The sequence below is a fragment of the Pseudorhodobacter sp. genome (genome assembly GCF_030452865.1).
Taxonomy (GTDB): Bacteria; Pseudomonadota; Alphaproteobacteria; order Rhodobacterales; family Rhodobacteraceae; genus Pseudorhodobacter.
Window position 1 is genome coordinate 1 of record NZ_JAKDLJ010000091.1, and the last position, 10,619, is coordinate 10,619.

The 10,619-nt window shown below is 60.7% G+C and carries 13 protein-coding genes; 12 read left to right on the forward strand and 1 reads right to left on the reverse strand.

All coding sequences use genetic code 11. The features are described from left to right. From L0H65_RS07520 to L0H65_RS07530, 3 genes are all read left to right on the forward strand, one after another. Nucleotides 1-1,078, forward strand: a 1,078-nt coding sequence (locus L0H65_RS07520; protein WP_301458228.1) for an MFS transporter, incomplete at its 5' end; no start/stop codon positions are given. Nucleotides 1,079-1,136: 58 nt separating this feature from the next. Then, nucleotides 1,137-2,015, forward strand: coding sequence for a 50S ribosomal protein L11 methyltransferase (locus L0H65_RS07525; RefSeq protein WP_301458229.1), 879 nt, complete (start codon nucleotides 1,137-1,139; stop codon nucleotides 2,013-2,015). 118 nt (nucleotides 2,016-2,133) lie between these two features. Next, the gene (locus L0H65_RS07530) at nucleotides 2,134-2,487 is read left to right on the forward strand and encodes a hypothetical protein (RefSeq protein WP_301458230.1); all 354 of its coding nucleotides are present in this window, start codon (nucleotides 2,134-2,136) and stop codon (nucleotides 2,485-2,487) included. 119 nt (nucleotides 2,488-2,606) lie between these two features. Here L0H65_RS07530 and L0H65_RS07535 read toward each other — a convergent pair whose 3' ends face one another. Beyond that, nucleotides 2,607-2,822, reverse strand: a complete 216-nt coding sequence (locus L0H65_RS07535; protein ID WP_301458231.1) for a DUF1127 domain-containing protein — start codon at nucleotides 2,820-2,822, stop codon at nucleotides 2,607-2,609. 306 nt (nucleotides 2,823-3,128) lie between these two features. On the opposite strand from L0H65_RS07535, the gene ruvC reads away from it, so the two are divergent. The 9 genes from ruvC to tolB all read left to right on the forward strand — a co-directional run bounded on the left by ruvC (nucleotide 3,129) and on the right by tolB (nucleotide 10,459). Then, nucleotides 3,129-3,647: a crossover junction endodeoxyribonuclease RuvC gene (gene ruvC, locus L0H65_RS07540; RefSeq protein WP_301458232.1), complete on the forward strand. Its 519-nt coding sequence runs from the start codon at nucleotides 3,129-3,131 to the stop codon at nucleotides 3,645-3,647. Then, nucleotides 3,644-4,318 carry a Holliday junction branch migration protein RuvA gene (gene ruvA, locus L0H65_RS07545; RefSeq protein WP_301458234.1) on the forward strand — a complete coding sequence of 225 codons (675 nt, stop codon included), beginning with the start codon at nucleotides 3,644-3,646 and terminating at the stop codon, nucleotides 4,316-4,318. Before ruvC ends, ruvA begins: the two co-directional genes overlap by 4 nt. 3 nt (nucleotides 4,319-4,321) lie before the next feature. Further along, nucleotides 4,322-5,350: a Holliday junction branch migration DNA helicase RuvB gene (gene ruvB / locus L0H65_RS07550; protein ID WP_301458236.1), complete on the forward strand. Its 1,029-nt coding sequence runs from the start codon at nucleotides 4,322-4,324 to the stop codon at nucleotides 5,348-5,350. Nucleotides 5,351-5,484: 134 nt separating this feature from the next. Next, nucleotides 5,485-6,123 carry a hypothetical protein gene (locus L0H65_RS07555; protein ID WP_301458238.1) on the forward strand — a complete coding sequence of 213 codons (639 nt, stop codon included), beginning with the start codon at nucleotides 5,485-5,487 and terminating at the stop codon, nucleotides 6,121-6,123. 145 nt (nucleotides 6,124-6,268) lie between these two features. Further along, nucleotides 6,269-6,664 carry a tol-pal system-associated acyl-CoA thioesterase gene (ybgC, locus tag L0H65_RS07560; RefSeq protein WP_301458240.1) on the forward strand — a complete coding sequence of 132 codons (396 nt, stop codon included), beginning with the start codon at nucleotides 6,269-6,271 and terminating at the stop codon, nucleotides 6,662-6,664. Nucleotides 6,665-6,785: 121 nt separating this feature from the next. Continuing rightward, nucleotides 6,786-7,481, forward strand: a complete 696-nt coding sequence (gene tolQ / locus L0H65_RS07565; RefSeq protein ID WP_301458241.1) for a protein TolQ — start codon at nucleotides 6,786-6,788, stop codon at nucleotides 7,479-7,481. Between the two features lie 3 nt (nucleotides 7,482-7,484). Then, the gene (gene tolR, locus L0H65_RS07570) at nucleotides 7,485-7,961 is read left to right on the forward strand and encodes a protein TolR (RefSeq protein ID WP_301458242.1); all 477 of its coding nucleotides are present in this window, start codon (nucleotides 7,485-7,487) and stop codon (nucleotides 7,959-7,961) included. A gap of 9 nt (nucleotides 7,962-7,970) precedes the next feature. Further along, nucleotides 7,971-9,125: a cell envelope biogenesis protein TolA gene (locus tag L0H65_RS07575; RefSeq protein ID WP_301458243.1), complete on the forward strand. Its 1,155-nt coding sequence runs from the start codon at nucleotides 7,971-7,973 to the stop codon at nucleotides 9,123-9,125. Beyond that, on the forward strand, nucleotides 9,122-10,459 hold the full coding sequence (tolB, locus tag L0H65_RS07580; RefSeq protein ID WP_301458245.1) for a Tol-Pal system beta propeller repeat protein TolB: 1,338 nt from the start codon (nucleotides 9,122-9,124) through the stop codon (nucleotides 10,457-10,459). Before L0H65_RS07575 ends, tolB begins: the two co-directional genes overlap by 4 nt. Nucleotides 10,460-10,619: the final 160 nt, after the last annotated feature.

The following is a 10,619-nucleotide window of genomic DNA, read 5'->3' on the forward strand; positions in this document are numbered from 1 at the left end:
CGACATCGGTTGGCTGCATACGGTGCGCGAAATACCCGGTTTTCTGGCAATTGGCGTGATCGCCGTGCTTTTGCTGATGCGTGAACAGGTGTTGGCGGTGGTCGCCTTGATCCTGCTGGGAGTTGCGACCGCGATAACGGCACATTTCCCCAGCTTTGGCGGGTTGCTGATGGTGACGGTGCTGTCGTCCATCGGGTTCCATTATTTCGAGACGGTGAACCAGAGTTTGCAGTTGCAGTGGATCGACCGGAAAGTTGCACCGCAGGTGATCGGCAAGATCGCAGCGGTGGGGGCGGGGGCGTCGCTGGTCGCCTACGGTCTGATCGTGGTGACGTGGCATGTGCTGGAACTGTCCTACAATACCGTGTTCGTGACAGCGGGGTTGGTGACGATTGCGATTGCGCTTTATTGCGCCTTTGCCTTCCCGCAGTTTTCCGCCCCGCATCCGCAAAACAAGACCATGGTGCTGCGGCGGCGCTATTGGCTGTATTACCTGTTGCAGTTCATGTCCGGCGCGCGGCGGCAGATATTTGTCGTCTTTGCCGCGTTCATGATGGTGGAGCGCTATGGTATGGATGTGCAGATGCTGACCGCGTTGTTCATGGTCAATTATCTGCTGAACATGCTGGTCGCCCCGTCCATAGGGCGCTGGATTGCGCGTTTTGGCGAGAGGCGGATGCTGATCGTGGAATATACCGGACTGACGGCAGTGTTCATCAGCTATGGCATGCTCTATGTCTATGAATGGCATTGGTATGTTGCCTGCGCGCTTTACGTTCTGAACCATATGTTCTTTTCGATGGCCTTCGCGATAAAGACCTATTTCCAGAAGATTGCTGACCCGGCGGATATTGCACCGACGGCGGCGGTATCCTTCACCATCAACCATATCGCGGCAGTGTTTTTGCCGGCGGGCCTTGGTTATCTGTGGGTGATCTCGCCCAAGGCGGTGTTCATTCTGGCGGCTTGCATGGCGCTGGTATCGCTGTTTCTGGCGTTGTTGGTGCCGCATGACCCCGATGATGGCAATGAGACGATCTTTTCCGCCCGCAGGTTTGGTGCCCGCCTCCCGGCTTGACGGGGCAGGGGGGCAGGGCTAGGGCAGAGGCCTAGTATCTGCCAATGAGGTTTTCGCCATGCCCACCTATTCCGCGCTGACAACCCTGATGGGGCAGGACGCCGCCGAGGCGCTCGCCGACGCGATGGAAGGGATGGAGCCGGAACCGACCGGCGTTGGCGTCTTCGAGATCGAGGACGACAGCGGGTTGTGGGAGGTTGGCGCCTATTTTCTCGAAGCGCCCGACAAGGTGATGCTGGAAGTGCTGGCGACGGCGTTTGAAGCGAAACCCTTTGCGCTGTCGGAACTGCCGGAAATTGATTGGGTCGCACATGTGCGCCGCGAACTGGCCCCGGTGGAGGCTGGTCGCTTTTTCGTCTATGGCAGCCATGATGCCGACAAGGTGCCAAATGATCCCGCGCGGGTGCCGTTGCAGATTGAGGCGACGGTCGCGTTTGGCACCGGCCACCATGGCACCACGCTTGGCTGTCTGAAGGCGTTTGACAAGCTGGTGGGGCAAGGTTTTGCGCCATCCCGCGTCGCCGATATCGGTTGCGGGACTGCGGTGCTGGCACTTGCGGCGGCGCGGGTGTTGCCGGGCGCGTTGATCATCGCCTCCGATATTGATGAGGTGGCCGTCGACGTTGCCCGCGCCAATATGGCGATCAATGCGCTTGAGGGCCGGGTGGAATGTCTGGAGGCGGCGGGGTTCGACCATCCGCGTCTGCGGGAGGCGGCACCCTTTGATCTGGTGTTCGCGAATATCCTGAAAGGTCCGTTGGTGCAGCTTGCCCCTGATATGGCCAGGTACATTGCTGAGGACGGGCTCTGCATCCTTTCCGGTCTTTTGGCGGTTCAGGCCGATTCGATTGAGGCGGCTTATCACGCAGAAGGCTTTGTTTCCGTTTCCCGCGATGATCTGGGTGAATGGTCGACACTGGTTCTGCGCCGAGGCTAATCCGTTGAAATAAGGCGAAAATAAGGCCATTTCGGGCCGTTTTCCCGATGATTTGTCCAAGTTTTGCCAGATTCCATGGGTAATGTGACTTATCAGGGGCGGTTAGTGTGGTGTTGAAATGTATGACCCGAATATCAAAGATTTTTATGAGCGTGTTGGCCGTTTGAACAAAGCCCATGCTGCTGGTTTCGGTTTTGAGGGGGTCGGGGTTCTCGGCCGGTCCTACTACTATCGCCCGCAACGCAAGAGCAAGCTCAAGCTAATGATCCCGGTAGTTTTTATTGTGATGAGCGGCTTTGCCCTGAAAGGTGCGATCCACTATTCGGTGGGCGCGCAGACCTATGGCAACCGCGTCGCGGAATTGCAAAATGGTGAAGGTTTCGACAAGCTCGGCGCGGCGATCATGGCACCTGACCGCTTGACGCTCTGGGTCTCCGACGTGATCCGCAAGAACATGCAAAAGAAGGGCTGACGCGTAAACGTCTGCCAACACCGATCCGCAAATGAAAAAGGCCGCGCTCCGGTAGGGAGGCGGCCTTTTCGGTCTGCATCTCTGATGCTTCTGGAGGGGTCGGGCATAATGGCCAGATCTCAGAAGCGATTTGCGTTGGCGATGTCGTAGATGTCGCTGCGGGTCAGGCCGATATCGTCAAGTTCACGGTCCGACAGTTTTGCCAGCGAGTTGCGGGTAACGCGCGCATCGTTCCATGCAATCACGGCATTCGCGATGTTGCTGAAGAAAGACACGACATTGTAGGTCGTGGTTGCGCCCATTGGCGCGGTGCGGGTGGTTTCAAGAGCGGCCATTGCCGTAATCCTTTGTGAATCTGCCTGTCAAAGCAGCATTGCGTTTCGATAAGAGGCAGATAGGCTTGCTGCATCTGCAAAGCAATCCGCGAAAGGGCATGGCTGAAATGCGCCGCGCGCATGGCTTGTCGCCGCAATTTTGCCTTATTTTTAAGGCGCATCGCGAATGTGTCGGTTTCGGCAGATGGAGTGTCGAATACCGTGCAGGTGCAGCATCATTTCTGCAACATTGCAGGTGAAATCAAGACGCTTGGCGAATGTTCCCTTTTCGTGCTATTCGGTTTTCAACGAGAAAAAGGGGCGGAAATGCGCGTATTGGGGATTGATCCGGGGTTGCGGAACCTTGGGTGGGGGATGATCGACGTTATGGGATCGCGCCTGACCCATGTGGCGAACGGCATTTGCCATTCCGCGCCGGGGCCGGATGCCGGCGATCTTGCGCTGCGCTTGCTAAGCCTGCACCGCCAGTTGACCGAGGTTCTGCGCCGTTTTTCCCCCGATGCCGCCGCGGTAGAGAATACGTTTGTCAACAAGGACGCGGTGGCGACGTTGAAGCTGGGGCAGGCACGGGGGATCGCGCTGTTGGTTCCGGCGCAATTTGGGCTGGCCGTCGGGGAATATGCGCCCAACGCGGTGAAGAAAACCGTGGTCGGCGTCGGTCATGCCGCCAAGGCGCAGATTGACCATATGGTGCGGATTCACCTGCCCGGCGTGGAAATTGCCGGGTCGGATGCCGCAGATGCCTTGGCGATTGCGATCTGTCATGCGCATCATCTGCAAAGCTCCAACCGGTTGCAAGAAGCGTTGAAAAGGGCGGCGGGATGATTGGCAAGATTGCAGGAAGGCTGGATTATCGTGGGTCGGATCATGTTTTGATCGACGTGCGGGGGGTCGGCTATATCGTTCATGTCTCTGACCGCACCTTGGCCGGACTGCCGCGTGTGGGGGAGGCGGTGGCGCTGTTCACCGAACTGTTGGTGCGCGAGGATTTGCTGCAACTTTTCGGCTTTCCGACGATGCTGGAAAAGGAATGGCATCGTTTGCTGGTGACGGTGCAAGGGGTCGGGGCCAAGGCCGCGATGGCCATTCTTGGCACGCTTGGACCGGACGGTGTAGCGCGGGCAATTGCCTTGGGTGATGCCAAGGCGATTCAGGCTGCCCCCGGCGTCGGGCCGAAAATCGCGCAGCGCGTGGTGCTGGAGTTGAAATCCAAAGCGCCCGCCGTGATGGCGATGGCGGCGAACCCGGCCAGTATGGCGGGAGCTGCGGAGGATGATGTGATTGAGCCTGTGGTGCCGAGAGCGGCGAAACCTGCGGTTCAGTCCTTGCCGTCAAATGCGGCGGCGAGTGCGGAGGCGCTTTCGGCGCTGATCAATCTCGGCTATGGCCATGGCGACGCGGCACAGGCGGTTGCAACCGTGTCGGGGCAGGATACGGCGGCGGGCACCAGCGCCTTGATCAAGGCAGCGTTGCGCCTGCTGGCCCCGAAAGGATAAGCAATGGAACCCGACCCGACGTTGCGCCCCGAAGGGTTGCCGGAAGATGCCGACCGCGCGATGCGTCCGCAAACCCTGGAGGAATTTGTCGGCCAGGCCGAGGCGCGCGCCAATCTGCGGGTGTTCATCGAGTCCGCGAAGATCCGGGGCGAGGCGATGGACCACACGCTGTTCCACGGCCCGCCGGGGCTTGGCAAGACCACGCTGGCGCAGATCATGGCGCGCGAACTCGGGGTCGGGTTTCGCATGACTTCTGGGCCGGTTCTGGCCAAGGCGGGCGATCTGGCCGCGATCCTGACCAATATGGAGCCGCGCGATGTGCTGTTCATCGACGAGATTCACCGACTTTCCCCGGTGGTGGAGGAGGTGCTTTATCCGGCGCTGGAGGATTTCGCGCTCGATCTGGTGATCGGAGAGGGGCCGGCGGCGCGGACAGTGCGGATTGATCTGCAACCTTTTACGCTGGTCGGCGCGACGACACGGCTTGGGTTGCTGACCACGCCCTTGCGCGACCGTTTCGGCATCCCGACACGGTTGCAGTTTTATACCGAGGATGAGCTGGACCTGATCGTGACGCGCGGCGCGCGGTTGATGGGGATCAGGGCGGACCCTGAGGGCACCCGTGAAATCGCCAAACGGGCGCGCGGAACACCTCGGATCGCCGGGCGTCTGTTGCGACGCGTAGTCGATTTTGTGCTAGTCGAAGGCGATGGCCGCTTGACGCGGGAAATTGCGGATCGGGCGTTGACGCGGCTGGGTGTCGATCACCTTGGTCTTGATGGCGCGGACCGGCGCTACATGATGCTGCTTGCAGAGCATTACGGCGGCGGTCCGGTGGGCGTTGAGACGATATCCGCCGCATTGTCCGAGGCGCGCGACGGGTTGGAGGAAGTGATCGAGCCGTATTTGCTGCAACAGGGGCTTATCCAACGCACCCCGAGGGGGCGGATGCTGGCGGCGCGGGCTTGGCGACATCTGGGCTTGGAAGCGCCGAGAACACCGGGGCAAAGTGATTTGTTCGAGGTCAAATAGCGGCGGCGTGCAGCGCCCACCCTACGGCATGTTGCCGAGGGAATTAGGTATTTTGACCAAGATGAAATCAGGACGGAGGATATTGTTTTTCCGCGCGGTATTGGGGAAAGGGTGGTCAGCGGCGGGAGGTAAGCATGGACGGACCGGAGATTGAAACACTTTTCACGCGGAGCGACGGGGCATATCTGTTTGCCCGTTGGGGACGGCCGATCGTGCCGGTGGTTTTTGGCGTCGAGGATACGACGCTGGCAGTCGTCAAAGGGGTCGTGGAGGCGGTTGTTGCGCTCGCCGGGCATCAGATGGCGGAGACGGACGCGGAACTTGGCGCGAATCTGATGTTGTTTTTCCTGACCGATTGGGCGGAATTGCGTGACGTACCACGATTGGGGGACATGATCCCCGATCTGGAGGCGTTGACCTATCGGCTTGAAGCGGCGGGGGCGAACCAGTATCGCAGCTTCCGCTTTGACGCCGGGGGGGCAATCAAGGCGGCGTTTGTTTTTGTGCGGATGGACGCGGATCTGGCTGAAGCACCGGCAGAGGTTCTGGCCCTGTCGCAAATGGTTCAGGTGATCCTGCTGTGGTCGGATCAGGCGTTCAAAACGCGCGCCGCTCTGGTCACGGTGGGAGAGGCGATTGCGTTGCGGGCGGAGATTGCTGCGTTGATCCGTGCGGCCTATGATCCGGTGATGCCGCGTGTCGCGCATGACCCGAGCCACGCCTTGCGGCTTGCCGCGCGGATGGGTTTGGCGGGGCAGGGGGTGAATACTTGAACAACGTGAACCGAAGAGGGCGCTGCATCCGCGCGCCACGTTGACTTCAACGATTTGATGTAACGCGCGGAGATTGATCGTTCTCAGGTGCATTTCCGTCAGATTTGTGTCAGTGGCATATTACTTTGCAGGACAAGGCGCGGGCATGACGGATCAGTTCAACGTAAGGGTGTATTACGAGGATACCGATCTGGCCGGGATCGTCTATTACGCCAATTACCTGAAATTCATCGAACGCGGGCGGAGCGAGTGGATCCGCGACCTTGGCATTGATCAATCGGTTCTGCGCCGAGATCATGGCGTGGTTTTCGCGGTGCGTCGGGTTGTCGCCGACTACCTCTTGCCCGCGATTTATGACGATATGTTACAGGTTCACACGCGGTTGGCATCGCTGGGCGGCGCGCGCATCATTCTGGCGCAGCAGGTTCGGCGCGGCGAGGATTTGCTGTTTGACGCAGAGGTTACGCTGGTCTGCTTGACCGCGACCGGCAGGCCCGTGCGCATGCCCGTACCGGTACGCGCTGCGATATCGGCGATCTGATGTGTCGGGCGGCGACTTCTTGCCCGTTTTTTGCATGATCTATTGGCATTCGCCGAAAAAACTGGATAGAATCATCTGATACCGAGGTCGGTGAACGACCCACAGTCAAAGAGCAGGCGATATGGAAACGGATACCCTTGCGGCGGCGCGGGAGATTGATTTCTCGCTACTGGCCCTTTTTGCGCGCGCAACCCTGACGGTGCAGCTTGTGATGCTGATGCTGTTGGTCATGTCCTTCTGGTCATGGGCCATCATCGTCCGCAAGCATATCGCCTATAAACTGGCGCGGCGGGAGGCGGCGGTGTTTGACCGGGCCTTCTGGTCCGGTGAACCGCTGGATGAGCTGTTTGAGAAGATCGGGTCCGATCCTTCGGGCGCATCGGAAAAGATTTTCGCGTCGGGCATGCTGGAATGGCGGCGCAGTCACCGCGATGATGGTGGCTTGATCGCAGGGGCGCAGGCGCGGATTGACCGCTCGATGGATGTGGCGATTGCCAAGCAAAGCGAGAAGCTGACCAACGGGTTGTCATTTCTGGCGACCACCGGGTCGACCGCACCTTTCATCGGGCTGTTCGGCACGGTCTGGGGGATCAAGCATGCGTTTGAGCAGATTGCCATCAGCCAGAACACCAACCTTGCCGTTGTGGCCCCGGGGATCGCCGAGGCGCTGCTGGCCACCGGGATCGGGCTTTTTGCCGCCATTCCGGCGGTGGTGTTCTACAACAAGCTGAATGCGGACAGTGAGCGGATCGTCGGCGGGTATGAAGCCTTTGCCGATGAGTTTGCGACCATTCTGTCGCGCCAGTTGGACAGCTAAGCCATGGGCGCGGGTGTGGTTCAAAATTCAGGCGGCGGCGGCGGGCGGCGCAGGCGGCGGCGCGGCAGGGCAGCTGCGATGTCGGAAATAAACGTAACACCTTTCGTCGATGTGATGCTGGTGTTGATGATCATTTTCATGGTGGCTGCCCCGATGCTGACCGTCGGTGTGCCGATTGAACTGCCGAAAACCGCAGCGACCGCCTTGCCGACGGAACAGGAAGAACCGCTGACGATCACCATGACGGCCGAAGGCGGCCTGATGATCCAGACGCAGGAAGTGGCTGACGCGGATCTGATCCCGAAATTGCAGGCGGTGGCGGCGGAACGTACCAGCGACAAGATTTTCCTGCGCGCCGATGGCTCCATCCCCTATAGCCGTGTGGCGCAGGTCATGGGCGCGCTCAACGCCGGGGGCTTTCGCAATATCGGTCTTGTGACGGATACGGACGGGCCATCCTTTGGCGCGAGCGGCGGCTAGGCTCGCGTGATGGACAAGGGCGTTCTCTATTCAGGTATCGGCCATGTCGGCCTGATCCTTTGGGTCACGATTGGGGGGTTCTTCATTCGCCATGATGACGCGCCGGAAATAGCGGTGACCGAAGTATCCTTGGTCACCAGCGCCGAGTTTGAGGCGATTCAGGCAGCGTCCCCCACCGCGCCCGCACCGGAAGCGCCGCAAACCGATGTGGCGACACCAACGCCGCCGGTGCAGGATCCCGCGACCGAGACGCCGCAACCCGAGGCACCCGTTGCCGTGACGCAACCGCCGCCGCCGCGCCCGGAGGCCGTGCCGGATGTCGCGCCCGATGTCGTCGAAACAGCACCCGAACCCGTACCGCAAACCCCGGAGGAGGCGACGCCGCCCGCACCAGTGGCGGTGAATGAACCGCCAGTCCTTGCGCCACAGGTCAGCGCCCGCCCGCGCCCGAAACCGGCGCAGAGGGTGGCACCGAACCCGACCGAGGCACCGTCACCCGAGGCGGTGACTGACGCCACGCCGACCCCTGCGGTGACGCCCGAGGCCGCGCCTGAGGCGCAAGTGGTTGAAGAACCGCGCCCCGAAACCGCACCGGAAGACGCCGGAACCGAACTTGCGACCGAAGCCAACAAGCCGGAATCACTGGCACCTTCTGCCTCATCCCGGCCAAGGCAGCGCCCGGCGCGCCGGGCTGAGACCCAGCCAGAGCGTCCGGCACAAACCGAGAGTGTATCGTCGAACAATGTGCCGACGGACGCGATCGCCGATGCGGTGGCGGCTGCGGTGGCGGAGGCGTCGTCGTCCAACGCTGGCGGTTCCGCCGCCACGGCCCCCACCGGCCCGCCGATGACAGCAGGCGAAAAGGACGGGTTGCGGGTTGCGGTTCAGGCTTGCTGGAACGTCGGTTCGCTTTCGTCGGAAGCGTTGAAGGTAACCGTCACTTTGGCCGCGAACCTTGGTGAAGACGGGCGGCCCGATATCGGCTCCATCAAGATGACTGCGTTTTCGGGTGGCTCCGATGCCGCGGCACGACAAGCGTTTGAGACGGCCCGGCGCGCGGTAATCCGCTGCGGGGCCGATGGTTTCAAACTTCCCCCTGAAAAATACGCCCAATGGCGTAACCTTGAACTGGTGTTCAACCCGGAGAAAATGAGGATCAAATGACCTATCAGAGACCCTTTGGCCTTTTGCTTGCGGTCACAATGGCACTCGGCGGCCTCTGTGCCACCCCGACCCTGGCGCAGAATGGGCCCTTGCGGATTGAAATCACTGAAGGCGTGATTGAGCCTTTGCCTTTCGCGGTGCCGAATTTCGTCGCCGAGACCGGGGCGGCGGGTGAATATGCCACCAATATCGCGCGCGTGGTCGCGTCGGACCTGTCGGGAACTGGATTGTTCCGGGAAATACCCGCCAGCGCCCATGTCGGGCGGATCGACAGCTTTGATGCCCCCGTGGCCTATGCCGATTGGAAGGCGATCAACGCGCAAGCCCTGGTGACAGGTGCTGTCAGCGCCAGTGGTGACCGGATCGTGGTGAAATTCCGGTTGTTTGACATCTTTTCCGGTCAGCAGATGGGCGAGGGGTTGCAATTTGCCGGCACCCCGCAAAGCTGGCGGCGGATGGCGCATAAGGTCGCCGATGCGGTCTATAGCCGGATCACGGGAGAGGGCGGCTATTTCGACAGCCGCGTGGTTTTTGTCTCAGAATCCGGACCGAAGAATGAACGTGCCAAGCGCCTTGCGGTGATGGATTATGACGGCGCGAATATCCAGTACCTGACCGACAGCCGCTCGCTGGTGCTGGCACCACGGTTCAGCCCGACCGGGGACCGCATCCTCTATACCTCGTATCAAAGCGGGTTTCCCAAGATTTACCTGATGGATGTGGCCAGCGTGCAGGCGCGGGAACTGGCGGACCAACCCGGCACCATGACCTTTGCGCCGCGCTTTGCCCCCAATGGGCGCACAGTGGTTTACAGTCTGGAACAAGGTGGCAATACCGACCTTTATACGGTTGATACCGCTTCGGGTGCCTCGCAACGCCTGACCAATGCGCCGTCCATTGAAACCGCGCCAAGCTATAACCCGGACGGCAGCCAGATCGTGTTCGAGAGCGACCGTTCCGGCACCCAGCAGCTTTACATCATGTCGGCGGGTGGCGGCGAACCACGGCGGATTTCCAACGGCGCGGGTCGCTACGGCACCCCGGTCTGGAGCCCGCGCGGCGATCTGATTGCCTTCACCAAGCAGAATGAGGGCCGATTCCACATCGGCGTCATGCGCACCGACGGGTCCGAGGAACGCCTTCTGACTGCCTCGTTTCTTGACGAGGGCCCGACCTGGGCACCCAATGGCCGCGTGATCATGTTTACGCGTGAAAGTGCTGGTGCGGCCGGGCAATCGTCGCTTTATTCGGTGGACATCACCGGGCGTAACTTGCGCCCCGTGCCAACCGGCGGCCCGGCGAGTGACCCGGCGTGGTCGCCGCTGCTGCCCTGAGGACGCGCCAAAAAAGGACGCTGAAATTCAACCGCGTTGCCCGATACACAGGGGCGCGAAAACCTGTTACTGTGGCCCGATTCAGGCCAATGAAAAAAGGACCAACCGAATGTCTTATCTTCCCAAGGCGATGCTGCTGATCGCCGTTCTCGGCCTCGCG

Bases quoted from the DNA above. Each gene is read 5' to 3' on its own strand.
- L0H65_RS07530 (WP_301458230.1), top strand. From the start codon at position 2,134: ATGTATGACCCGAATATCAAAGATTTTTATGAGCGTGTTGGCCGTTTG.
- tolR (WP_301458242.1), top strand. From the start codon at position 7,485: ATGGGCGCGGGTGTGGTTCAAAATTCAGGCGGCGGCGGCGGGCGGCGC.
- tolQ (WP_301458241.1), top strand. From the start codon at position 6,786: ATGGAAACGGATACCCTTGCGGCGGCGCGGGAGATTGATTTCTCGCTA.
- ybgC (WP_301458240.1), top strand. From the start codon at position 6,269: ATGACGGATCAGTTCAACGTAAGGGTGTATTACGAGGATACCGATCTG.
- ruvA (WP_301458234.1), top strand. From the start codon at position 3,644: ATGATTGGCAAGATTGCAGGAAGGCTGGATTATCGTGGGTCGGATCAT.
- ruvB (WP_301458236.1), top strand. From the start codon at position 4,322: ATGGAACCCGACCCGACGTTGCGCCCCGAAGGGTTGCCGGAAGATGCC.
- ruvC (WP_301458232.1), top strand. From the start codon at position 3,129: ATGCGCGTATTGGGGATTGATCCGGGGTTGCGGAACCTTGGGTGGGGG.
- L0H65_RS07535 (WP_301458231.1), bottom strand. From the start codon at position 2,822: ATGGCCGCTCTTGAAACCACCCGCACCGCGCCAATGGGCGCAACCACG.
- L0H65_RS07525 (WP_301458229.1), top strand. From the start codon at position 1,137: ATGCCCACCTATTCCGCGCTGACAACCCTGATGGGGCAGGACGCCGCC.
- L0H65_RS07575 (WP_301458243.1), top strand. From the start codon at position 7,971: ATGGACAAGGGCGTTCTCTATTCAGGTATCGGCCATGTCGGCCTGATC.
- L0H65_RS07555 (WP_301458238.1), top strand. From the start codon at position 5,485: ATGGACGGACCGGAGATTGAAACACTTTTCACGCGGAGCGACGGGGCA.
- tolB (WP_301458245.1), top strand. From the start codon at position 9,122: ATGACCTATCAGAGACCCTTTGGCCTTTTGCTTGCGGTCACAATGGCA.